This window comes from Bacillus songklensis (assembly GCF_042649685.1).
Lineage (GTDB): Bacteria > Bacillota > Bacilli > Bacillales > Bacillaceae_H > Bacillus_BA > Bacillus_BA songklensis.
The window spans coordinates 139213-162016 of the sequence record NZ_JBHRZT010000052.1; the positions used below are offsets into that span (position 1 = coordinate 139213).

Below are 22804 nucleotides of genomic sequence, written 5' to 3' on the forward strand. Positions count from 1 at the left end.
TTTTATTAATTTGTTTAGTTCCCGAAACAATCAGCATTCATTCTATTAAAACCCTCTTGCATATTCGTTATGTTTGAGGATATTTTGCTGGATCAATTCCATTCGATCTTGGCCAAACTGCTCTACTAATGAATTGGCCAGTTCCCAAGCTACTACCGATTCTGCGACAACACTTGCTGCCGGAACTGCACAGCTATCGGATCGTTCAATACTCGCTTGAAACGGCTGTTTCGTGTCAATATCGACGCTTTCAAGCGGCTTGTAAAGTGTCGGAATGGGCTTCATCACGCCTCTTACAACAATCGGCATCCCTGTTGTCATCCCGCCTTCGATGCCGCCTGCTCGGTTTGTTTTTCTTGTATATCCTTTCTCTTCGGTCCACATTATTTCGTCATGTACCACGCTTCCCGGGTTTCTGGCCGCTTCGAATCCAACCCCTATTTCTACACCTTTAAAGGCATTGATGCTCATCATGCCTGCCGCTATTTTGGCATCCAATTTGCAATCGTAATGCACATAGCTCCCTACACCGATTGGCATCCCTTCTGCAATAACTTCTACTATGCCTCCAACAGAATCCCCGTTTTCCTTCGCTTCATCGATCACTTTCATCATAAAAGGTTCCGCTTCAGGATCTAAACAGCGCACCGGAGATCCTTCTGCTCTTTCTCTCATTTCTTTTACGGATGGATGAGATTGAATTTTTGCCCGAATCCCGCCAATTTCCAACACGTGTCCAGCCATCTGAACACCAAGCATGGAAAGAATTTTTTTCGCTACGGCCCCGACAGCCACCCTTACTGTCGTTTCCCTTGCCGAGGAACGTTCCAAAACATTTCTCATATCGCGATGTCCATATTTGATGGCTCCATTTAAATCCGCATGACCGGGGCGGGGTCTCGTGATTTTTCGTTTGATTTCATTGGAATCTTCTTCCGGCGGAGCGGCTCCCATAATTTTCGTCCAATGCTTGAAATCATCATTGACAACAACAAGGGTAATCGGTGAACCCAGCGTGTAACCATGCCGGACACCGCTTAAAATTTGGACTTCATCTTTTTCAATTTGCATTCGCCTGCCGCGTCCATGCCCTTTTTGTCTCCTTGTAAGCTCCTCATTGATATCTTCAACAGTTAAGTGAAGGCCTGCCGGTACTCCTTCTATAATAACTGTAAGCTGTGGTCCGTGTGATTCTCCTGCTGTTAAATATCTCATCCTTTGTCTCCTCCTTATCTTTTCACCATAAAGTGAAACTTCACTTAGTGGAGATTTTCCTCCACCGAGTGTTAGTTGAACTGCCCGTTAGAGCGAAAAAATCCCTGCTGATTGTTCAGCAGGGACGATTTACACCGCGGTACCACCCTATTTATGGACAACATGGTCCATCTCTTCATTTTAATAACGGTTGATAACCGTCTTTTCCTTCATAACGGATGTTACTACGAAAAAGAAGCTCCAGGACTGTAATTCATGCTAATTTTTGTACTGACTTGCACCATCCATCAGCTCTCTGTAACAGGGAAATAAGCATTACTTTGTTCCTTTCAAAGCTTGTTATTATTCGGTTTTACGCCAATTTTTCTTTAAATGCTTTTAATTCGTTCATGAACTCATTGAATTGAGGGATGTTCATTTGCTGGGCTGCATCAGATAATGCAACCGCAGGATCTGGATGAACCTCCGCCATGACGGCATCCGCTCCGATCGCTAGTGCAGCTTTAGCCGTTGGAAGAAGCAAATCTCTTCTTCCCGTAGAGTGGGTTACGTCGACTATAACCGGCAAGTGTGTTTCTTTCTTCAAAATTGGAACAGCTGAAATATCCAATGTGTTTCTTGTCGCTTTTTCATATGTGCGAATGCCTCGCTCACATAAAATGATTTGGTCGTTTCCTTGTGAAATAATGTATTCCGCCGCATTGATGAATTCTTCAATCGTTGCAGCAAGACCACGTTTTAATAATACAGGCTTCTTCACTTTTCCGACTGTTTTAAGTAATTCGAAATTTTGCATGTTACGGGCGCCCACCTGAATAACATCAACATAATCTACCGCTATTTCCACATCATGTGGTGTAACAATTTCACTGATGATTGACATGCCGACTTCGTTTGCCACTTCTCTTAAGATCTGCAATCCTTCTACGCCCAATCCCTGAAAATCATATGGAGAAGTTCGAGGCTTGAATGCACCGCCCCGCATTAATGTAAGACCTTGCTCTTTCATGGCTAAAGCCACAGCTTTTACTTGCTCGTAACTTTCAACCGCACATGGTCCCATAATGAATCGCTGCGTGCCATCCCCGATCGTTTCTCCGTTTATATCAACAATCGTATTTTCCGGGCGTGCTTTACGTGAAACGAGCAATGCCTTGCGATGATCGTCTTCCTGCAGCTCGAGGCTTGCTTTAAAGATTTCTTTGAAAATGTGCTGAATCGTTGATGTTTCAAAAGGTCCGTCATGATGCTCGATAATTAAATCAAGTGCTTGGCGCTCACGAACCGGGTCAAATCGGTTAACTCCTTGCTTTTTCTTTTGCTTTCCGATTTCCTGAACGATTTCCCCCCGTTCGTTTAATAACTTTAAAATTTGCAAGTTAATCTCATCTATTTTGTTGCGTAATTGTGTTAATTCGTTTGTAGCCATGTTTTATTCCTCCTGGGATTGTATTTGTTATAGTTTTTATAGTTAAATACAGATTTCTGCATTAAACATTTTAATTTTAATATTTCCAAGTTTCTGACATAAAGGGAGATAAGCTGGTGTCAATGCCGTTCTAAACCAATATAAAAGGCATCACCTCCTTCAAATAATAAAAAATCGTCCCTGTCGTATCTTGTTAAACGACAGGGACGATTCTCACCGCGGTACCACCCTTATTGTGAACACCTGTTCACCACTTGGCATTGTTAACGATCAAATGACCGTCTTTCCCTTCATAAAGATTTCTCTTCACTACGAAAAAGAAGCTCCAGGACTGTAATTCATGTTTATCTTTGTACTGATTCCCACCAACCATCAGCTCTCTATAACAGGGAGATAAGACACTACTCGTTTCCTTTCGTTGCTTATGATTTATTCAATTATACCAGACAATAAAAAAGTCCCTACTGTTTTACCAGTAGGGACGATTATAATCGCGGTACCACCCTAGTTGTGAACCATATTGTTCACCACTTGACATTGTTAACGATCAAATGACCGTCTTTCCCTTCATAAAGATTTCTCTTTACTACGAAAAAGAAGCTCCAGGACTGTAATTCATGTTTATCTTTGTACTGATTCCCACCAACCATCAGCTCTCTATAACAGGGAGATAAGACACTACTTGTTTCCTTTCGTCGCCGAACCATATATGCAAACCAATTTTTGTTAATATTTTGTAACTTTATGCTTTGTATTATAGATTGATTTTCAATCATATGTCAATAACTTTTAAAAAAACATTTTGAAATTTAATGTTGATTTTGGTTCATCCGAACGAATGAATGTAAAATATCTTAACCAGCCTCGCCCTCAAAAAAGGAGCCCGCTATAAGTTTACGATAGACGGCTGGAAACATTTTTACTGAAAAAACCCGGCAGAAAAATCCTTCATTTTATCGGATTTCTCATACCGGGTTCTTTTAAGGGGTGATTCGAAAGGTATGGTTTCTTACCTTTTAGAATCATCCCCTCAATATCTTTATATATAAAACATAATCAGCATTCATTTATGATTTTTGTAACTTAAAACAACGAAAGCCCTACCTCTCTTTCGTCCTCACGGCTCCGAGACCGCGCCAGTGTGAATCAAGTTCACAAAAATCCACATTTCCATCATTGGGTTTAAGAAAGCGGTGGACTAACTTGTTCCGAGGAATATAAAGAAGATGTTTTTTTGGGAGCAACTTTTCTATTATATATATTTCCGATAACAAATGCAAGTGTTTTTTCGATAATTCCTCACAGACATATACCATTAAAAACCGGAATGATCGTCTATTCTAAATCCATAAAGCCTGCCTCCAGGATACTCGTATAAACGTTTACCCTAAATGTTGCATTCGAAAACATCTTATGCCGTTGCATTCGTCGAGCCGATTAGAATGGGCAAGTTGGCCTCCCTGCTTAGCACAGAAGCTGGGTTTTTACTGCCCGTTAGATCGGGATAAAAAATTGACAATAGAGGAAAGATGTAATAATAAAGGGAAGCTTCCATCAGCGGAAGCCTCGTTTGAAAGGGGATTTTTATATGGGCAAATATTCTGGCCTAATCAAAACATCTGTTGTTTCTATATCGCTGACATCTCTGTTCGTATTCTCTCCCTTATCTGTCCAATCTACAGAAACACCTGCATTTGCCGAGCAGGCGGCAGGGCATTATACGTGGAACTTGGGAGATATTTACCCCTCAAGGGAAGCCTTCAATGACGATATAGAAACAGTTAAACAGACGCTGCTGCCAAAGCTCCAGAAATACGAGGGGAAACTGAACAGCTCCAAAACGATTTTGCAACTCTTTAAGTTAAGCGAAGAAACGGCACGGAAGGTCGAAAAGCTTTATCTGTACGCCCATCTCATGAAAGATTTAAATATTGAAGATGAACATGCAGCAAATCTATGCTCCACCACTGAACAGCTTTATGCCGACTATGGATCTGCCGTTTCGTTTATGGAACCCGAGTTGCTTTCTCTTCCTGACAAAAAAGCGCAATCCATTATAAAGGACCCTCTTCTAAAAGACTATGCTCACACTTTAAGGGCATTGTACAAACAAAAAGAACATACACTTTCCAAAAAAGAAGAAGCTCTACTGGCCCAGCTTTCTCCACTTACAGGTGTACCCGAAAGCGTTTATGACAATGCATCTGTAGGAGATATCCAGTATGAAACAATCAAAAAGTGGAATGGGAAAAAAGTGGAGGTTTCAGAAAGTACCTATTTGACAGAGCTGGAAAACCCAAATCGTGAATATCGCAAAAAAGTGTTTCAATCTTTTTTTACGAGCTATGACCGAATTAAACATACAACTGCTGCCGCTTTATTCGGATCGGTCAAAACAGATGAACTGCTCGCAGACGCAAGGAATTACAATTCCGGTCTTGATGCAAGTCTTTCAAAGGATTATATACCTGAAAGTGTATTTAATAACCTTCTTTCGTCGGTCGATTCCAAGCTGCAATATTTACATGAATACATCGACTTGAGGAAAAAAGTAATGAAGCTTGATAAAGTGCATGGATATGACATGTACGCCCCTCTTGTCGATCAGGCTGTTGTTCATAAAATGAAGTTCCCGGTCGAAAAGGCGAAAGCAACTATTTTACAGGGTTTGCAGCCACTCGGAAAGGACTATGTCAAAAAAGTAGAGCAAGGTTTTAACAGCCGCTGGCTTGATGTTTATCCGAAGAAGAAAAAAGCGACCGGTGCCTATAATTGGGACACATATGATACCCACCCATTTGTTTTACTGAATTACGATGAAACGTTAAATGACATGCTTACAATTGCTCATGAAATGGGACATGCGATGAATTCAGTGTATACAAATGATAATCAACCTTACCATAACGCAGGTCAATCCATTTTTACAGCTGAGGTCGCCTCAACCGCCAATGAATTGATCATGATGGATTATTTAATCAATAAAGCTGCAACAGATGACGAAAAGCTGTATTTAATCAATAAACAAATTGATGCTATTCGTGGAACCGTTTATTTTCAAACGATGTATTCCGAATTTGAAAAAGCCATCCATGAAAAAGTTCGTAACAAAGAAAACTTAACCGCTCAAACATTAAATGAGTTGTGGGCAAAAGTACTTCAAAAATATCATGGTCCATCTTATCAAGTAGATGAGCTATCCAGCGTGGGGTGGTCACGTATCTCCCATTTTTACTCCCAATATTATGTTTATAAGTACGCTACCTCTATGTCAGCAGCTTTTGAACTTGTTAAACAAATGAAAGAAGACCCAAGCGGAGCGGCAACGGAACGCTATCTTAACTTTTTAGCCGCAGGGACATCTGACTACCCGATTGAACTGTTGAAAAATGCAGGTGTCGACATGATTTCCCCTGAGCCGGTCGATCATGTTTTAGAATACTTCCATTCACTTGTCATGGAAATGGAACGCATTTTGAAAAAGCAGGGAAAAATCTAAACGACGCTGTCCCGGAAGACATAAAAAACATGCTCCGGGACGACCGTTACTCTTGAATCTACGCGTGTGATGGCCGATCTTGGGAAAATATTGAGTAAACTCTCGTTGAGCTGCATGAACGATTTCTCCTTTTTATTGAAATGATGGTACGGGAGCTGGTCGTTCTTTCATCCAAAGATAAAATATATTTTTTCCATATTAACCCCTCAACCATATTTTTGGGGTTACGCGGCCAAATTTTGATTTGATGAACTCAATGGAGATTTTTTGCTTAAGAAATATAATATGAGTAAAATGAAAACCATAATGCCTAATACAATCCAAAAGTGTAATGTCACTTTTCCTAAAAAGACTGCTTTATAAAACAACCCGCCAAAAGACCCGCCAAGAATTGGACCTAATACCGGAATCCAGGCATACCCCCAGTTAGAGCTTCCCTTGCCCGGAATCGGAAGAAAGAAATGGGCAATTCTTGGCCCCAAATCACGGGCCGGATTTAACGCATAACCAGTTGTTCCGCCTAACGAAAGACCTAAGCTTAAGATTAAGAACCCGACAATCAAGGGATTTAAACCGTCGGTAAATTTATTCGCTCCAATTGAAAGAATCCCCACAACTAAAATAAACGTTCCGATAATCTCACTCAGTAAATTAGAAAATGCATGACTAATAGCCGGTCCTGTTGAAAATACACTAAGCTTTGTACCAGGGTCTTCTGTTTCTTTCCAATGCGGTAAATAGTGTAAATAAACAATACTAGCCCCAATAATCGCTCCGATGAATTGAGCTAAAATGTAAGGCGGCACATCGTTCCAAGGAAAATCTCCTTTAAACGCCAATGCTAATGTAACAGCCGGGTTTAAGTGAGCACCGCTAAACTGCCCCACCGCATATACAGCAATCGCTACCGCCAATCCCCATCCCCATGTAATGACAATCCAACCAGAATTAGCGGCAAAAGAGTTTTTTAACGAAACTCCTGCACATACACCTCCGCCTAAAATAATTAAAATGGCAGTTCCTAATACTTCTCCTAAAAACGGTGTCATTTCGTTTCCCCCCTCTTCTTTTTATAAGCACTCATTTTTTGGGAATTAGATAAGCGATGCAAAAAAAACAAAGACTCAACACAAAGTGACCTATATGAATATAGGAACTTTTGTGTGAGTCTCCGTTTTCTCCATCACAACTTATTAACTTGTTGACCTAACTATAGGTCATATTGTAAGCGGTGTCAATATTTTTCCGAAAAGCCGTTATATTTTCTTTTTCTACTACAACTTGTCAAAGAGAAACTCCTCCTTTATTTTGGCAAATAATGTTCTCACAGTTTTTTATTAGAAGTAGTAAATCAGTATTGTTCTTTAACAAGGCCTTATAAATAAAACTCTGCCGGCTGACGGAGGTTTACTGTATTTGATTGAATACTTCTTCTAACGATTGATAACCTTTTGTTTCCCCCTGTTTAGACTGAATGGTCCAGCCGTGTTCTTTTAAAGCAAGTTTACCCGTTTCGTTTTTTACATACGGCTGATGAATCATGTATACATTTTCTCCCTTTTTAATCGTGTAACCCATATAATAAAGTTCGTTAGCCCCCTCTTCTTCGTAAACTTCAATCTCATCCAAGTTATGTTCATTCAGCATTGGTTCCAATGATTGGGTCATAGCGGCCATCAGTTCTTCTCTTTTTGAGAATTCCATTTTCGTTTCTCCTTTCACATTCATTTCTATTTTATGATGTCCATTCCATACAAGAAGAATAAATGCTTTTTCATCTTGAATGAGCTGGACAAAGGTTCCCGTATAATTGGCTGACAAGAACCCTTAATGTCGCTTGTCAGCCGATTAGGCGTAAATGATTTGACATGGGCGTTTTTTGCTCATGTCAAATCATTTATGTGGATTCATATACATGTCCATGTTTAGTCACTTTGCCCATTTCCTGTCAACACAAGACATATATACAAATTGTTATTTAATACTTTCATAGGATATGTTATGCATACTATATAGGGAGTGAATAATTAGTGGATATTGAAGGAAGGCACATCATTATTGATGCTTTTTATTGTAATCCTTCCCTTTTAAACGATCGTTTTTTTCTAGAACGATTGCTCATCAAAGCAGCTGCAGCGGCCAATATGGAAATTTTGTATTCCTACTTTCATCAGTTTCAACCATATGGAGTGACGGGTATGCTTATCCTTTCTACTTCCCATCTGTCTATTCATACATGGCCGGAACGAGCTTATGCTTCACTGGATTTTTACACGTGCGGAACGACAGACCCCATCTTTCAAGTCGAATATTTATTAGAGAAACTTGAGTCCAAGAAAGCGACGGTGTATCCGATTGAAAGGGGAATCGAGAAGACCCAGACCATTTTTTTAAAAACCTATCATTATTTAAAAGGAGAAAATGAGGAATGAAGAAGAATAATAAGAAAATAAACTCTTGGTCAGCAAGTGCATTTCAGTGTTCATCTTCTCTCGACACTCCAAAACAAAAAGAAACAGTTAAAACGGTTGACAGCAATAAGTGGGATCAGGAAGGGCTGCAGGAACTGCTGAATCTCAAACACCACACATTGTTTCATGAAAAAAGCGACTATCAGGATATCCATCTTATCGAAGCCACAGATGTAAGATTGTATTTAAATCATCAATTACAATTCAGCTCTTTGGACGAACGTTTTTATCATGAAGCACTCGTGCATCCCGCTTTTACTTTTACGCCCAAACATGATCATGTTCTTATTTTAGGAGGAGGAGACGGTCTTGCTCTTCGGGAAGTATTAAAATATAAAGACGTGAAGCACGTGAATCTCGTTGATTTGGACCCTGTCGTATTGTATGCCGCCCAAAACATCCCTGCTTTAACGGAGTTGAATCATGATTCTTTTTGTGATTCCCGTGTCACTATCCATTGTAAAGACGCATTAGTTTTCTTAAAAGAAGATCAATCTCGATATGATGTTGTTATCATCGATTTTCCCGATCCAACCGACAAGTCCATCAGTTCTCTTTATACAAATGAATTATATCTTTTTTTAAAAGACTTTCTCACTAAAGACGGGATTTTTGTTTGTCAAGCTACCTCTCCAAGAGATACTCCTGTCGTTTTTTGGAGCATTGCCAAAACAATTGAAAGCGCTGGGTTTCATACCATTAGTTATCATACAAACATCCCCTCTTTTGGAGATTGGGGATTTCATATCGCATCCAATCGGACACTGATATGGAATCATAATCATGTCCTAGTTCCTCATCGGACATTGCCAGCCAACCTAAAAAAGCTGGCGTCATTTCGTCATTCTATTTTGCAGCAGAAAAAGTTTGCCGTTGTTAACTTCCTCAATTCTCCCGTACTGCAGGACATTTTCGCCGAAGAAGTATCCGATGATTAAAGCAGCATAAAAAGCCACCTGTCCCTCGAACAAGACAGGCGTCTTTTTATGTTTTGGATTTCTCATATTTTTTAATGAAGCCCGCTTTTTAACAGATCCATCATATCTGATAGTGTAAACGGGGCATCATTGGCAACATATTCAGCAAAGCTGGAAACGACTTTCAATGTATTTACACTCTCAACTGGATATTCTCCAGTGGCACTCTCTTGCGACAACATGACGGCGTTCGTTCCATCTAGAACTGCCTGAAAGACATCGGTTACTTCTGCTCTTGTCGCAACGGAGTGATTGACCATTGATTGCAGCATCTGGGTAGCTGTAATGACATATGTACCATGTTCCCTGCATTCATACATCATTGCTTTTTGCAGCAGCGGAACCCACTCAAAAGGCAGTTCAACTCCCAGATCGCCTCTAGCGATCATCACGCCATCTGCCTCCTCGCGAATGGCAGAAAAATGTCGGACTCCCTCCATCGTTTCAATCTTGGCAATCAGAGATGGCCCTTCTCCTTTCTTCACTCCTAAAAATGAGCGTATTTCTTGGAGATGGGCAGATTTCCGAATGAAAGAGCATGCAATATAATCGACTTTTTCTTTCTGTAAAAACAGTAAATCCTCCTTATCTTTTTCAGTCATAGCAGGCAGACTTACAGAGGTGCCGGGAAGGTTGACCCCTTTATGGCTGCTGATGGCGCCTCCTCTTACTACTTTTGTCACCAACTTGTCCTCTTCCGCCTTTTCTACAAACAACTCCACTTGGCCGTCATTAATTAAAAGGCGGGCTCCCTCTTTTATGTCCTTTGTTATTCCTTCGTAATCGACGCTTGCCTCAGTCTCATTTCCGACTATGGGTGTCGTATGGAGAGTAAAAGTTTCATTTTCTTTTAATTGAATCTCCTTTGCTCCTATCTCTCCAAGACGAATTTTCGGTCCCTGAATATCTCCTAAGATTTTGATGTTGCTATTTAATTCATATACCGTTTGAATGACCTTTTTATGTTGATCGTGAGTACCATGTGATAAGTTTAAACGAACGATTGTCATTCCGTGATCAATGAGTTCTTTTAGTACTTCCCTTTCCTGGCTTGCCGGCCCAATTGTACAAATTTTGTCGATCGTCACTTTCTATCCTCCTTCTCCATAAAACGAAAATACACAATAAAAATTACTTCGGATGAATTCAAAGCAAAATACTTTTTATTCATTGATGAGTCCGTTTCAGTGTTAGTGTTATTCTAATGGCTTGGTTTATTCAATAGGGCAGAGTTTCATTCTGCAAGAATTTGGCTCTATTTTTACAATTTCTATTTGCTGGTTGTACGATTCGGTTCATTTCAAGTTATGGCCATTTCATCGATTAAGGATTTAAAAACAGCCCGCCGCATTGGTATCGGCTGGATGGGGATTTCCATTATCGGTGCCATGTTAACAGGCTTAGTCGGTATTGCTTATTATTCTATTCACAACGAAAAGCTTGCTGATCCCGAAACTGTATTCATTGTATTTTCAAATATCTTGTTCCACCCATATATTACAGGATTTTTATTGGCGGCTATCTTAGCAGCGATCATGAGTACGATTTCTTCACAATTGCTTGTTACATCAAGTGCTATGACAGAAGACTTTTATAAGGCATTCTTCCGTCGTAAGGCAACTGACAAAGAATTGGTATTGATTGGGTGCCTAGCCGTATTGCTAGTGGCTGTTATTGGTATTTTCCTTTCTATTACACCAAGTGGCACCATTTTAAACCTTGTTGGTTATGCATGGGCAGGTTTTGGTTCAGCGTTTGGACCAGCAATTTTGCTAAGCTTATACTGGAAACGCATGACGAAATGGGGGGCCCTCGCCGGTATGGTTGTAGGTGCAGTAACCGTTCTTACATGGGTCAATGTTCCGGCTTTAAAAGATCTTATGTATGAAATGATTCCAGGGTTCTTCTTAAGCTTACTTGCTGTTATTATTGTCAGCTTATTAACGAAGGAACCGTCCGAAAAAGTACAAGATACATTTGAAGAGATGGAAGAAACCATGATTGAAGAAACCATGATTGAAGAAACCAAATAATTGACAAAAAAAGGGGCTGATTCAAAAGCCTCCTGATGACGGTAATCATCGTTTTTTTCTGTGGTGGGCCGCCACCGCCATGCTTGATTTTCCTGGATTTTCAGTGACGGTCCATTGCAGGAGGTTGTCCCTAAAGTATGTTCTTTGTACTTTTGGGACAACCTCTTTTCTTCATATAAAATGTGTTCAAGAATAAACCCTTTTCTCCTACATATCTTTTAGTAATCATTTGTTAAAAAATGATGTGTATTTTTCCTATTTTTGAATTAAAAGAAAGGAGAAAGAATGATGAACCCATCCTTTTACCCCCACACTTATTATCCGCATTCGCCTCCATCCCTGTCCCATGCACCTAACACCATTACCGTTCACGGACAAGGCACTGTCAAAGCGATACCCGATACGATTTCGATGACGATCGGCGTAATGACGGAAAACCTTAATGTGCAGGAAGCGTTAAAGGAAAATTCTGCAAAGTCAACTCAATTAATTCAGGCACTGAATCAAATGGGTATACGTGATGAACAAATTGAGACCGCTTCATTTACCATCAATCCAAAATATGATTATAGCGATGGTAAAGCAACGTTGATCGGTTATGAAGTTCAACATTTGTTTACACTTACGGTGAAAGATGTCAAGCAGGCAGGAGAAGTGTACAAAACAGCTGTCGACAGCGGAGCGAACATTGCCAGGAATCTACAGTTTCAACTTCAAAATGCAGATCTTTATTATCAGGAAGCATTAAAGCTCGCCGTCCAAAACGCAAAAGAAAAAGCCTATACGATTGCCCGTTCTTTGAAAGCTACCTTACACGAACCCCCTGTTGAGATAATTGAGGAAACCCTCTATCCGGTTTACGAAAGTGCTGTCAGTCCAAAAGCAACCGTTCTGGCTGCCCAATCCGTTCCTCCTATCCAGCCGGGGGAACAGCGGCTGCAGGCACAACTCAAAGTTGTTTTCTCATATGGATGATGGTTGCCTCCTTTTCCTTCAATTGATATAGTGAAGGAAAAGGAGGCTTTACGATGACTTACCGGGAAACGGATTATCTTCAACTTTTAAATGCCTACCGTGAACTATGGGTAAACCGTTCATTAAAACTTAAAACCGATGAGGGGAAAAATTATCACGAAAAAGAGATTTTATATGAAGCAATAAAAAAAGATTTGCTTGATGAAATGACTCATCCTCGTGTACGCCAGCCTGCTGACAGAAAGCTTCAATTGGCCAAGAGGAGAATTGAAGAATCAAATATAGAGGATCATATGAAAAGAGAGCTTATTTCTTTATACGATTTTATTTATGATGAAGTTAAATCCACGTAAATAAATTAGCATGGATAAAAAACCATCCATGCTAATTTATTTACGCATATCTTTTCTTTATTTCAACACTGTATTGGACAACAAGCCGCTTTCAAGAGCGTGTGCAAAGTCTTCTTGTAAATCCTCTGCTTCTTCTAAACCAACAGATAAACGCAAAAGCGAACCGGTAATGCCTATTTCTTCTCTCGCTTCTTTCGGTATACTGGCATGGGACATTGTAGCCGGATGTGTCAAAATCGATTCTACTCCTCCAAGGCTTACACCGACAGCTGGTAAAGTAACAGTTTTTAAAAAGTGATGAGCTAACTGCTCGTCCTTTACTTTAAAGGAAATAATGGCTCCGAATCCCGAAGCTTGCCGCTTTGACAGCTCATGGTGAGGATGTTCGGTTAACCCCGGATAATATACTTTTTCTACTAATGGGTGATTTTTCAGCCAATAAGCCAGCTTTTCTGCTGTTTGTTGCTGCTGTGCCAGCCGAACCTTTAATGTTTTAAGGCCACGGAGCAATAACCAGCTGTCCTGGGGCCCTAAAACGGCTCCAAAGGCATTTTGCACGAATTTCACTTCTTTTGCCAATGCCTCCGATGAAGTGATGACTACTCCTGCCACTACATCGCTGTGCCCTCCAATATACTTTGTCGCACTGTGAATGACAATATCCGCTCCTAATGCCAATGGCTGCTGCAAGTACGGTGTCATAAATGTATTATCAACAATCGTTATAAGACCATGTTTTTTTGCGGCCTCGGAAGCCTTTCGAATATCTGTGACATTTAAAAACGGATTAGACGGGCTTTCAATATACAATGCCTTTGTTTGGGATGTTACTGCTTTTTCAATTTCCTCGACCTTTGTTGTATCAACGAACACCGTTTTGATGCCAAACTTTGAGAAAAGTTGCGTTAATACGCGGTATGTTCCTCCGTAAATATCATGAGAAACAATAATTTCATCACCGCTTTGGAATAGACAAAGCACAGAGGAAATAGCAGCCATTCCGGTAGAGAAGGCAAACCCGGCGTTTCCTCCTTCCAACTGTGCCACTGTTTGTTCAAGTGCTTCCCTGGTTGGGTTTCCGGAACGAGAATAATCGTAACGGTTGGTTTCTTCTACATCTTGATGAAAGGTAGACACTTGATAAATCGGAACTGAAACCGCTCCGTAATGTTCGCCGATATCTGTTTTAGCATGGATCAGCTTTGTACCAAATTGGAGACTGCGTTCATTTTCGGTAAGCATCGAATACCTCCTTTAAATCTTGAATGATATCATCTGCATGTTCAATTCCAACGGAAAAACGCAGCAAGCGATTTGTTACCCCAATGGCATTGCGAATCTCTTCCGGAATATCCGCATGTGTTTGTCTTGCCGGGAACGTAATTAAACTCTCTACTCCCCCTAAACTTTCTGCAAACGTGATTAGTTTCAAATTCTCCAATAAATATGGAACAAGATTTTCATCCCGAACGGAAAAGGAGAGCATGCCGCCAAATCCGCTTGATTGCTTTTTCATAATTTCATAACCCGGATGCGTTTCCAGTCCTGGGTAATATACGTGTTCCACATCAGGCTGTTCCACTAGCCAATGGGCAATTTTCAAGGCATTTTCCTGGTGTTTTTCCATTCGAAGGCCCAGGGTCTTCACTCCCCGCAGCAACAACCAGCTATCCTGCGGTCCTAAAATGGCTCCGATTGCATTTTGATAAAATTTGACTTTCTCTCCTAGCTCGCTACATCGAGTGACAACCAAACCTGCAATCACATCATTATGCCCTCCAATATATTTGCTGGCGCTATGTACCACAATATCTGCTCCCAGCTCGATTGGCCGCTGACAATAAGGAGACAAAAACGTGTTATCCACAATGGTAAGTAATTGATGCTGTTGAGAAATTTCCACCATCGCCGCTATGTCTGTCACTTGCATTAACGGATTTGTCGGCGTTTCAATGAAGATTGCCTTTGTATTTGATTGAACTCCTTCCTTCACTGCATCAATGTTCGCTGTATTTACATAACTGACACTTACACCTATGTCTTGTAAAATATCGCTTAACAGTCGATAGGTTCCTCCATATAAATCTTCTGACACTATTAAATGATCGCCATTTTTAAATAAATTGAAAACAGCTGCAATGGCTGCCATTCCTGAAGAAAAAGCAAACCCTGCCGCTCCGCTTTCCAGTACCGCAATAGCATCTTCAAGAGCCGTTCTTGTCGGGTTGGCTGTTCGTGAATAGTCATACCCGGTGCTCTCTCCTAAACGCGGATGCTGGAAAGTTGATGATTGATAGATCGGGGTGGTAATGGATCCGGTTGAAGGATCTTTCCCTACCCCGGATCGAACTAACAATGTCTCAATATGCATTTCTCGTTCTCTCCTTGTCGTAAGAATTTCTCTCGCAAAAACATTTTTCATCCACCCACGAAACAGCTCTTTCTCTGCACCAAAAGTTTTGAATTTTTCGAAAAGAGATATTTTGAAGGTGATCCTCAAGTTAAAAAGCAAATGTCTTTTATTTCCAATGCGGAATGAATCGTCAACTCATGAAAAAAACACCCTTCTGCAGATGGAAGAGTGTTCGTTTCGGTTATGTCACTAACGGAAACTCTCATCTGCTAGAACATCACCGTTCTACAGGAATTAGCACCGTTCAAATCAAATGATTTGATTTGATGGTTGCCGGGCGTCATAGGGCCAGTCCCTCTGCCTCTCTGGATAAGAGCAATATAAATATTAAATTCATTATCGGTCATTTGCTTCTTGTTATAAACTTTAATCAAGAAACCTTTATTTGTCAATAAGAATTTTCTCAAAAATCGAAATTATGTTTTATAGTCGTTTGTATGATAGAGATGATTGCGGAATTACTATAAAATAGTAAACCCGTTTAGTACGTTTTTACCTGGAGGCTCGTATACATAAAGTATAAAAGCATAATAGAGACAATCGAGGGGGCAGCGAATGAATAGCAACTAAAGAGGTGATAACGTAAATATGGAGCCCTCAGTTTTATTAACCATTACTGCTTTTCTTTTCACTATGTCTCTTATCTTTATCCGTCCAAAAGGCATGAATGAAGCGACAGCCGCTTTTATGGGGGCAATGATTGTTCTCATTTCCGGCACGGTTACAATAGACAATTTAATAGAAATCGGATTGAAAGTAAGTGGAGCTGCCATCACGATTATTTCTACTATTATCATGGCTATCGTGTTGGAAAGCATTGGATTTTTCAGATGGATGTCGGCTAAACTTTTTCTTTTTTCAAAAGGGTCAGGAATTCGTTTATTTTGGCTGACAAATTTATTATGTTTTTTCATGACACTTTTTTTTAACAATGATGGAAGTATTCTTATCACAACCCCCATCCTGCTTATATTATTAAAAAACCTTAAACTAAAACCCCATCATCAAATCCCTTACTTGTTAAGCGGTGCACTGGTCGCAACCGCTTCGAGCGCCCCAATTGGTGTCAGCAACATCGTAAATTTAATCGCGCTGAAAATTATTGATATGGACTTGTATGAGCATACAGCCCTCATGATTGTTCCGGGAATGGCGGGTCTTTCGTTTATGTCCTACCTGTTATTTCTTTATTATCGAAAGACTCTTCCTAAAACCCTTTCGGCATCAAAAGATTCTTATGAGAAAATAAATGACCCTTATTACCATCCATTAAAAGCCAGTAATCGTGCTCATCAAACAAAATTGATGAGAAACGTCTTGCTCTTTGTAATGGCGGTCCGGTTAAGCTTGTTTGTCGCTTCCTTTCTCCATATCTCTGTCTCATTGGTAGCCGTAACGTGTTCCTTATCTCTTCTTTTTTGGAGATGGATTTATTTAAAGGTGTCTCCGCTCGATATCTTAAAGAAGACACCTTGGCACATTTTCGTTTTTGCTGTTTGTATGTATATTGTCATTTATGGATTGAATAATATTGGCTTGACAGTTTTCCTAGTTGAGCAGCTCAATCCTTTGTTAGCCGAAGATTTATTTAGTGCCACAATGATTATGGGATGGCTGTTAACCTTTTTATCCAATTTATTCAATAATCATCCTGCCCTAATGATCGGAACAATTACGTTAACAGAAATGAACCTTGACGCACCAGTAATGAAAACAATCTACTTAGCTATGATTATCGGAAGCGATATAGGAGCTCTTCTACTCCCAATTGGCACATTAGCCACACTCATTTGGATGCACATGTTACACCAGGCAAAAGTTCATGTAAAATGGAGTCACTATTTAAAAACGACCCTGACTATTATACCAATCACTGTTATATTTACCCTCATTGTATTATATTACTGGGTATTGCTCGTATACATTTAATAATTGCGGCTCTTACGAACTATAGCAATAAACTGGAACCGATTTTTTCATCTGTAGCCAAAAAAGGTCAATGAGTGTAAACTCATCGACCTTTTATTATGGCAAGTGAATGGATTTTAAATGCATTAGCTTCCAAAACACAGTCTCCCCGTTTGCATTTGCCAGCTCTACAATATTATTTGAAATATTTTTGATCAGACCAATTTTGTTTGGCTGATCCCCTAAATCGAATACAACAAGCCGTCCTTCATTTTTCTTCAATTGCTCTTCAAATGTACGCGATAATGGAATATTTGAAGGATTGACAGGAAGATCTTCATTGCTTAGTGTGTAAGGAGTTGAGTTATGGCTGTATGGGGTTAACCATTTTAAATGGTGTAAAGAAATAAAAATCGTTTTATATACAGGTGAGTAAAAAACAAAATAATCATTTAAGACGCTTGTCACATAGCCGTGTAGAGACTTATTTCCTGTAACGTAAATTTCTACAAAGCGTCCCTTAGCATATTGCAGCGTTTTTCGATAAGAAATGCTTTCTGACTCATGCACTAAAGGTGGTGGATCATGATTCTCTAAATCTAATTCGTCTGTATATGCCTCCTTAACACTATGCACATGCAGCAATGGTATATACATGAACTGTGTTCCATCATATAAAACAAGAATGTCTAATCCCACATCTATTAATTTGCCTGTAAAGAAGGTTTTCCCCGTAATCTCCATCTCTACATATTTTCCAATATATCTTTGTAACATTACATTTTCCTCCTTCCTTTCGTGCTAACAAAAAGGGTGCAAAGAGCACCCCAATTAAGGAAAATATGGAGCTGATTTGACTTACCCTTTCCAGCGATAATCCTTTGTTTTTAAGACTTGCTCACGCGGAATTTCTCTATAGTCTCTATTAGAGTGTCTTGATCTTCTTGATCTTCTTGAGTCGTTTGAGCCGCCTGAACCCCTTGAGTCCATCCCATCCGTTGCTTGCATACCTACCATCGCTTCCTGTTGATCTTGCTGTTGATCTTGCTGCTGATCATCTTGCTGATCATCTTGCTGATCGTTTTGCTGATTTTGCTTTAAAGCACCTTTAGGCCCTAAGCATATGCTTTTTACGTGAAACGGTTGCAAGCGCAACACTTCCTGGTTTTGAACAAGTGTGAAGCTATCTGGTTTAGTTTCTACCAGAATTCCCTCTACTGCTTCTGGACCTCCTGTATTTACAGATACCCACTTATGGGATAAATTTCTGAACAATTGACTGAAGCTTTTCGCTTTCATATATTCAGGAGTTTGATTCAACATCATATTATCATTCATGTCATTATTAAATGCTTGATAGCCATTATTAAATGCTTGGTTGCCATTATTAAATGCTTGGTTGCCATTATTGGATCCTTGGTTGCTCTCACATATACTCTTTATGTGTTGAATGTTAAAATAAACAACACCATCGTCTTCTGTCATAAGTACAATATACTGGGAGCCTAATACATCTAACAGCGTTCCTTGTTTCTTTTCAGGACCACCCTGATTGATTTGGACGGCTTTGTTCTTTAATTTTGACATCACTCCTGCAAAACTTTTATCTTTCACAAATAAGGGAATAATTCCTGAATTCATGGAGTTTTGCACATAGTTTTGTGTAGAATTTGACATAGAATCCTCTGTAACGCTCTTCACATGTCTGAGATTGTAATACACGATTGTGTATTGCTGCTGCTGGTTATCTTGATTATTGTTATTGTTGTTGTTCTTATTGTTGTTATTGTTGTTGTTCTTATTGTTGTTATTGTTGTTGTTATCTTGTGCCGCAAGTGTAAGATAGTCTGAATTCACATCAAGTAAAATACCTGTTTTTGATTCTGGCCCCCCGCGATAAACTGTTACTACTTTCCCGACTAGGGGCGTAAAAAATGAATGATAGGCAGATGAGCGTGTCTGCTTGTTCACATCATAAGTTGACATAAATTGTTTCCTCCTTGTCTTTTATCCATAGTGGCTATTTATACTGTATATATACGTATCATAGAAACATATTGACTCGCTACAAATGCCTAATTCTTTCAAAATCAACAACTGCCTATTAGACGATAAACTTAAACTATTCTAGGCTGCTTATGAATTCCTTAATGTAGTCACCTCTTTTTTGTACAAACTTCAATATAAATTCCGGTTCTGCATCGAATTGTTTAACCTTTTCGGTCATATAAGGATCTTTTAGTACATGCGGTCTGATCTGTTCATAATGTTTATACACAATTGGCTGCAATATTTCTGTTGCGAAAGCTTCCTGCAGTACTTTCTCAAACTTTTGTACATAACCTTTTCTGATATCAGGAACATTTAACAAACGTGCTGTTAATGTATTGAATCCCTCCACTCTTACATAATCGTGCTCCATCACTCGCCCGTTCACATCTCTTCCCCATGTTGCATCATAATCCCATGGAATGATTTCAAATTGTCCTGATTCGCTATTTCGATAAAGGGCATAATTATGCACAAATCCATCGTAATTTTGTGTACATATGATACCAATTAGCCAACAGAGATATTTTTCCACATCCAAATATTTTTTTATTTCTGAAGAGAATTCATGATTGGATAACGTGTTGATTTTATAAATTAGTTCTTCAAGCTTTGCATCGTCCCCCTCTTGTAATACTTTTGCTTCGTACCCCGCCAGCAAAGAGTTTTTTACCTTCTTGTCCAAGTCGCTCATTAATGAAAAATTTGCATCTCCGTCTACAGCGTAAAAGATAGACCCTTTCGGCAGTTGCCGCTTTTGTAAAAACTGCTCATCCACAGATTCCAGTTGTAAATAAACACCTTGATTTTTAGCATTAATAGTTATGAATACAAACCTGGACACGGGGGATAGCGCGCCAAGCATAGAAAAAAAATCAAGTGATAATTTATTCCGAAGCAGCGAAGGATCTTTATATTCGGCATTCAAGTGAATTTCTTTTGCTCCATAAAATTTTTGCGGAGAAATAAATTGAATATTATATGATTTTTTCTTCATTTTTCGTGTATGAGAACCCCGAAATGAAAAATCGATATCATATCGTTTTTTTCCGATCTTTAATACGGCCGGTATGGGTTCTTCTGTCCATATATCGCTTTTTAATTCATGCAAATTTTTGGGATGCACTATGAGTTGATAAATAGGGATTTGACTTTTTTCTTCCACTCTCCATAACCACCTTTCAATCTTACTAAAGATTATGAAGAGCCCTGTATATTTGTCACTATAGTCAATTTCCTATTTTTTCAAAAAATACACACTTGTCTTATATCAAAGGGAACATGCTTTACGTATCTTAAAGTAAAAGAAGATATATCACCCTATTACGAAGGAGGTTTTTTAATTGCATATTCAAGCGGATGAAATTAAAAGAGCTGCAGAAGATGTACTTTCCGGCGAATTAGCAGATTTCATGTTCCAGGAACCAACATCTAGCTGCCGTACTCGCGGCACTCGCCGTCGTACTACCCGCGGCACTCGCCGACGCACTACCCGCGGCACTCGCCGACGCACTACCCGCCGTACTACTCGCCGACGTACTACCCGCCGTACTACTCGCCGACGCACTACCCGCCGTACTACTCGCCGACGCACTACCCGCCGTACTACTCGCCGACGCACTACCCGCCGTACTACTCGCCGACGCACCACTCGCGGCACTCGCCGTTGCATCAGTCCACGATCTCGTTGCATAAAAATTTTTCGTGATGGTAACCAAGAGGAACTGCGCTTCTAATTGTAAGATTTCCCCACGCACTAAAAAAGCAGCGTTGATTTAACGCTGCTTTTTTGTCTCTTTACTGAATCAGCCTCTGTTTTTTCATTTATTGTTTTGCCACGCCATTTGCAGGCTGCCCTTCTACCTTCGCTTTATAATTCATTTCCCGCATCTTATCATCTTTTATCACACTCCTTTATCCATAACAACGATTCATTCTCTTATTTTTATCGTTTAAAACATATATCCCCTCATCTTATGTCCAACTTGCTATTAATATGTTTTCATTCGGGTTGCGGATAGAAAAAGAAGACTCGATTTCCATTTTGTCCATATAAAAAGGGATATGCCTCTCTTGGCATACCCCTTTACGATTAGTTTTTGTGATACTTGCTTCCGTATTTTGGATTTTCTTCCGGTGTTGGATCATTTTGAATAGAAAACTCTTTTGAAAACTCCGATTGAGATTTGTTATTTGGATATTTATTTTTCCGTTCACGGTTGTCATTACGGTTTGTCATCGTTGTCACCTGCTTATTTTTTGTTTATTTCCTGTTTCTTTTTTCGTTGGTTTACCCGTAAACTCTTTTCCGAATTCCATGTTCGTTTTTTGTGAAATCAGAAAACGCTTCTTTTTACTTGCTGGCATCATTATCTTTTGTCATCTGAGAGAAAATATGTTTCCTCCCTTCTTAATAATTACTCCCAGTAAAGGAAGCGGCTAGAATCAAATGAAGCATTACATAAATTATTTCAAATCTACTTATTTTAAAGGTATGGAGGTGATAACATGACCGATAAACATGATAAGGGAAAACGATTATATGTTGAACCTTCTTCTTCTCCTTCGCTTGTAATCAAAACCAATTTGGACCCGGAAAATGCGACAGAAGAGAATCCGTATTATACTCATAAGCGTGATGAAAAGTTCGAGCAATATTTTAAATAACTTACACGAGGTGCTGATTGTGAAGTATTCATCCTTTCAAATCCCAAAAAGCAACACAGACATAGAAGAAGTAAAGCGTTTAAACGCTCAATCGGGATTAACCTATAACCAGGTATTCAAACTATTGGCTGAAAAATATAAAAGTGAGAATAAATCCCTCCTTTAAATTTAAGGCTGTTTTCACAAACCTTGTTGTTACCGGACCATTTTTTTCAGAACGAAAGACGCGCAAGGGCAAATGAATTTGTCACAGAAGCATTGATCGTCCTGAAAAATGTCACGTCAAACCGTGACAGGGCAAGCATTTACTTGTCCAATGGTCCAAAGGAAGCATTTTCTCCTTTTATCTCATCCTTCCACCTTTTTTATCACATTGGATACATACTCTAAAAGTTCATCGTAATACAACGGTAACACTTGGCTATAATACTCATAATAGCTTCACCTTAGGGGCTACCCCGACAACTCCTTGATCATTTTCGAGCGCAGCAATAGTTCCGCACACATGGGTCCCATGACCATTATGATCCTCATCCTCTGTTCCCCATTTATCACCAAAAGCATAGATGGTGGCTTATACCGATACTACGACTCTACAAGGGATGTTTTCTTTAGACATAAGGTAATAAATGAAAAAATTTTTTCTTTTATTAAAGGAAGTTAACAGTTCATTTAAAAATAGGTAAATATTGGACTTATCGACAAATTTTTAAGGATAGCTTGTTTATAATGACTGTATCTTTGAAGGAAGGGAGTTGAAAATCCCCTGTAATCAAATGTCTGGAAGGATTACTAAAAAATAATGAGGAGGAATA

19 protein-coding genes, 3 pseudogenes, 1 riboswitch and 3 other annotated features are annotated in these 22804 nt (G+C 39.5%); of the genes and pseudogenes, 9 read left to right on the forward strand and 13 right to left on the reverse strand.

Features of this window, described 5'->3' with window-relative positions; all coding sequences use genetic code 11:
* Window positions 1-45 precede the first annotated feature (45 nt).
* Both aroC and ACFOU2_RS11965 read right to left on the reverse strand, forming a co-directional pair.
* On the reverse strand, window positions 46-1215 hold the full coding sequence (aroC, locus tag ACFOU2_RS11960; RefSeq protein ID WP_377915381.1) for a chorismate synthase: 1170 nt from the start codon (window positions 1213-1215) through the stop codon (window positions 46-48).
* Window positions 1216-1332: 117 nt separating this feature from the next.
* Window positions 1333-1557, reverse strand: a binding site (T-box leader).
* A gap of 10 nt (window positions 1558-1567) precedes the next feature.
* A complete protein-coding gene (locus tag ACFOU2_RS11965; protein WP_377915383.1) occupies window positions 1568-2644 on the reverse strand; it encodes a bifunctional 3-deoxy-7-phosphoheptulonate synthase/chorismate mutase in 1077 nt (358 codons plus the stop codon).
* Between the two features lie 199 nt (window positions 2645-2843).
* Window positions 2844-3072 (reverse strand) — a binding site (T-box leader).
* A 46-nt stretch (window positions 3073-3118) separates the two neighbouring features.
* Window positions 3119-3349, reverse strand: a binding site (T-box leader).
* Between the two features lie 883 nt (window positions 3350-4232).
* Here ACFOU2_RS11965 and pepF point away from each other — a divergent pair.
* Complete coding sequence (pepF, locus tag ACFOU2_RS11970) at window positions 4233-6143, forward strand: oligoendopeptidase F (protein WP_377915385.1); 1911 nt, start codon at window positions 4233-4235, stop codon at window positions 6141-6143.
* A gap of 72 nt (window positions 6144-6215) precedes the next feature.
* On the opposite strand, the pseudogene ACFOU2_RS11975 reads toward pepF, so the two are convergent.
* From ACFOU2_RS11975 to ACFOU2_RS11985, 3 genes and pseudogenes are all read right to left on the reverse strand, one after another.
* Window positions 6216-6357 (reverse strand): annotated as a pseudogene (locus ACFOU2_RS11975) (hypothetical protein); the annotation flags it as partial.
* A 10-nt stretch (window positions 6358-6367) separates the two neighbouring features.
* Window positions 6368-7192: an MIP/aquaporin family protein gene (locus tag ACFOU2_RS11980; protein ID WP_377915387.1), complete on the reverse strand. Its 825-nt coding sequence runs from the start codon at window positions 7190-7192 to the stop codon at window positions 6368-6370.
* 358 nt (window positions 7193-7550) lie between these two features.
* On the reverse strand, window positions 7551-7847 hold the full coding sequence (locus tag ACFOU2_RS11985; RefSeq protein WP_377915389.1) for a DUF5634 family protein: 297 nt from the start codon (window positions 7845-7847) through the stop codon (window positions 7551-7553).
* A 326-nt stretch (window positions 7848-8173) separates the two neighbouring features.
* Here ACFOU2_RS11985 and speD point away from each other — a divergent pair, with 326 nt between their 5' ends.
* Complete coding sequence (speD, locus tag ACFOU2_RS11990) at window positions 8174-8575, forward strand: adenosylmethionine decarboxylase (protein WP_377915391.1); 402 nt, start codon at window positions 8174-8176, stop codon at window positions 8573-8575.
* Window positions 8572-9552, forward strand: coding sequence for a spermine/spermidine synthase domain-containing protein (locus ACFOU2_RS11995; RefSeq protein WP_377915393.1), 981 nt, complete (start codon window positions 8572-8574; stop codon window positions 9550-9552). The genes speD and ACFOU2_RS11995 overlap by 4 nt, the downstream gene beginning before the upstream one ends.
* 71 nt (window positions 9553-9623) lie before the next feature.
* On the opposite strand, the gene ACFOU2_RS12000 is transcribed toward ACFOU2_RS11995, so the two are convergent.
* A complete protein-coding gene (locus ACFOU2_RS12000) occupies window positions 9624-10679 on the reverse strand; it encodes a pyruvate kinase (RefSeq protein WP_377915395.1) in 1056 nt (351 codons plus the stop codon).
* A gap of 189 nt (window positions 10680-10868) precedes the next feature.
* Here ACFOU2_RS12000 and ACFOU2_RS12005 point away from each other — a divergent pair.
* From ACFOU2_RS12005 to ACFOU2_RS12015, 3 genes and pseudogenes are all read left to right on the forward strand, one after another.
* Window positions 10869-11624: pseudogene (locus ACFOU2_RS12005) on the forward strand (sodium:solute symporter family transporter); the annotation flags it as partial.
* Window positions 11625-11912: 288 nt separating this feature from the next.
* Complete coding sequence (locus tag ACFOU2_RS12010) at window positions 11913-12599, forward strand: SIMPL domain-containing protein (RefSeq protein WP_377915397.1); 687 nt, start codon at window positions 11913-11915, stop codon at window positions 12597-12599.
* Between the two features lie 53 nt (window positions 12600-12652).
* The gene (locus tag ACFOU2_RS12015; protein ID WP_377915399.1) at window positions 12653-12952 is read left to right on the forward strand and encodes a hypothetical protein; all 300 of its coding nucleotides are present in this window, start codon (window positions 12653-12655) and stop codon (window positions 12950-12952) included.
* 57 nt (window positions 12953-13009) lie between these two features.
* Here ACFOU2_RS12015 and ACFOU2_RS12020 read toward each other — a convergent pair whose 3' ends face one another.
* Both ACFOU2_RS12020 and ACFOU2_RS12025 read right to left on the reverse strand, forming a co-directional pair.
* Window positions 13010-14194: a trans-sulfuration enzyme family protein gene (locus ACFOU2_RS12020; RefSeq protein WP_377915401.1), complete on the reverse strand. Its 1185-nt coding sequence runs from the start codon at window positions 14192-14194 to the stop codon at window positions 13010-13012.
* On the reverse strand, window positions 14178-15323 hold the full coding sequence (locus ACFOU2_RS12025) for a trans-sulfuration enzyme family protein (protein ID WP_377915403.1): 1146 nt from the start codon (window positions 15321-15323) through the stop codon (window positions 14178-14180). The genes ACFOU2_RS12020 and ACFOU2_RS12025 overlap by 17 nt, the downstream gene beginning before the upstream one ends.
* A 241-nt stretch (window positions 15324-15564) precedes the next feature.
* Window positions 15565-15681: riboswitch (SAM riboswitch) on the reverse strand.
* Window positions 15682-15953: 272 nt separating this feature from the next.
* Between ACFOU2_RS12025 and ACFOU2_RS12030 the strand changes: the two genes are divergently transcribed.
* On the forward strand, window positions 15954-17294 hold the full coding sequence (locus tag ACFOU2_RS12030; protein ID WP_377915405.1) for an arsenic transporter: 1341 nt from the start codon (window positions 15954-15956) through the stop codon (window positions 17292-17294).
* A 96-nt stretch (window positions 17295-17390) separates the two neighbouring features.
* Here ACFOU2_RS12030 and ACFOU2_RS12035 read toward each other — a convergent pair whose 3' ends face one another.
* The 3 genes from ACFOU2_RS12035 to ACFOU2_RS12045 form a co-directional block, all read right to left on the reverse strand.
* Window positions 17391-18050 carry a DUF2642 domain-containing protein gene (locus tag ACFOU2_RS12035; protein ID WP_377915407.1) on the reverse strand — a complete coding sequence of 220 codons (660 nt, stop codon included), beginning with the start codon at window positions 18048-18050 and terminating at the stop codon, window positions 17391-17393.
* Window positions 18051-18131: 81 nt separating this feature from the next.
* Window positions 18132-19259, reverse strand: coding sequence for a spore coat protein (locus ACFOU2_RS12040; protein ID WP_377915409.1), 1128 nt, complete (start codon window positions 19257-19259; stop codon window positions 18132-18134).
* A 136-nt stretch (window positions 19260-19395) separates the two neighbouring features.
* Window positions 19396-20487, reverse strand: a complete 1092-nt coding sequence (locus tag ACFOU2_RS12045) for a CotH kinase family protein (protein ID WP_377915411.1) — start codon at window positions 20485-20487, stop codon at window positions 19396-19398.
* 178 nt (window positions 20488-20665) lie between these two features.
* Between ACFOU2_RS12045 and ACFOU2_RS12050 the strand changes: the two genes are divergently transcribed.
* The gene (locus ACFOU2_RS12050; RefSeq protein ID WP_377915413.1) at window positions 20666-21058 is read left to right on the forward strand and encodes a CotG/ExsB N-terminal domain-containing protein; all 393 of its coding nucleotides are present in this window, start codon (window positions 20666-20668) and stop codon (window positions 21056-21058) included.
* A 356-nt stretch (window positions 21059-21414) separates the two neighbouring features.
* Here the strand turns inward: ACFOU2_RS12050 and ACFOU2_RS12055 are convergent, their stop codons facing one another.
* A complete protein-coding gene (locus ACFOU2_RS12055; protein WP_377915415.1) occupies window positions 21415-21561 on the reverse strand; it encodes a hypothetical protein in 147 nt (48 codons plus the stop codon).
* A 269-nt stretch (window positions 21562-21830) separates the two neighbouring features.
* Between ACFOU2_RS12055 and ACFOU2_RS12060 the strand changes: the two genes are divergently transcribed.
* Complete coding sequence (locus tag ACFOU2_RS12060; protein ID WP_377915417.1) at window positions 21831-21989, forward strand: hypothetical protein; 159 nt, start codon at window positions 21831-21833, stop codon at window positions 21987-21989.
* A 433-nt stretch (window positions 21990-22422) separates the two neighbouring features.
* On the opposite strand, the pseudogene ACFOU2_RS12065 reads toward ACFOU2_RS12060, so the two are convergent.
* Window positions 22423-22545, reverse strand: a pseudogene (locus ACFOU2_RS12065) (S8 family serine peptidase); the annotation flags it as partial.
* Between the last annotated feature and the right edge of the window lie 259 nt (window positions 22546-22804).

Coding starts and splice junctions, on each gene's coding strand:
- aroC (WP_377915381.1), bottom strand. CDS start 1,215: ATGAGATATTTAACAGCAGGAGAATCACACGGACCACAGCTTACAGTT.
- ACFOU2_RS11965 (WP_377915383.1), bottom strand. CDS start 2,644: ATGGCTACAAACGAATTAACACAATTACGCAACAAAATAGATGAGATT.
- pepF (WP_377915385.1), top strand. CDS start 4,233: ATGGGCAAATATTCTGGCCTAATCAAAACATCTGTTGTTTCTATATCG.
- ACFOU2_RS11980 (WP_377915387.1), bottom strand. CDS start 7,192: ATGACACCGTTTTTAGGAGAAGTATTAGGAACTGCCATTTTAATTATT.
- ACFOU2_RS11985 (WP_377915389.1), bottom strand. CDS start 7,847: ATGGAATTCTCAAAAAGAGAAGAACTGATGGCCGCTATGACCCAATCA.
- ACFOU2_RS11995 (WP_377915393.1), top strand. CDS start 8,572: ATGAAGAAGAATAATAAGAAAATAAACTCTTGGTCAGCAAGTGCATTT.
- ACFOU2_RS12010 (WP_377915397.1), top strand. CDS start 11,913: ATGAACCCATCCTTTTACCCCCACACTTATTATCCGCATTCGCCTCCA.
- ACFOU2_RS12015 (WP_377915399.1), top strand. CDS start 12,653: ATGACTTACCGGGAAACGGATTATCTTCAACTTTTAAATGCCTACCGT.
- ACFOU2_RS12020 (WP_377915401.1), bottom strand. CDS start 14,194: ATGCTTACCGAAAATGAACGCAGTCTCCAATTTGGTACAAAGCTGATC.
- ACFOU2_RS12025 (WP_377915403.1), bottom strand. CDS start 15,323: ATGCATATTGAGACATTGTTAGTTCGATCCGGGGTAGGGAAAGATCCT.
- ACFOU2_RS12030 (WP_377915405.1), top strand. CDS start 15,954: ATGGAGCCCTCAGTTTTATTAACCATTACTGCTTTTCTTTTCACTATG.
- ACFOU2_RS12035 (WP_377915407.1), bottom strand. CDS start 18,050: ATGTTACAAAGATATATTGGAAAATATGTAGAGATGGAGATTACGGGG.
- ACFOU2_RS12040 (WP_377915409.1), bottom strand. CDS start 19,259: ATGTCAACTTATGATGTGAACAAGCAGACACGCTCATCTGCCTATCAT.
- ACFOU2_RS12055 (WP_377915415.1), bottom strand. CDS start 21,561: ATGACAAACCGTAATGACAACCGTGAACGGAAAAATAAATATCCAAAT.
- ACFOU2_RS12060 (WP_377915417.1), top strand. CDS start 21,831: ATGACCGATAAACATGATAAGGGAAAACGATTATATGTTGAACCTTCT.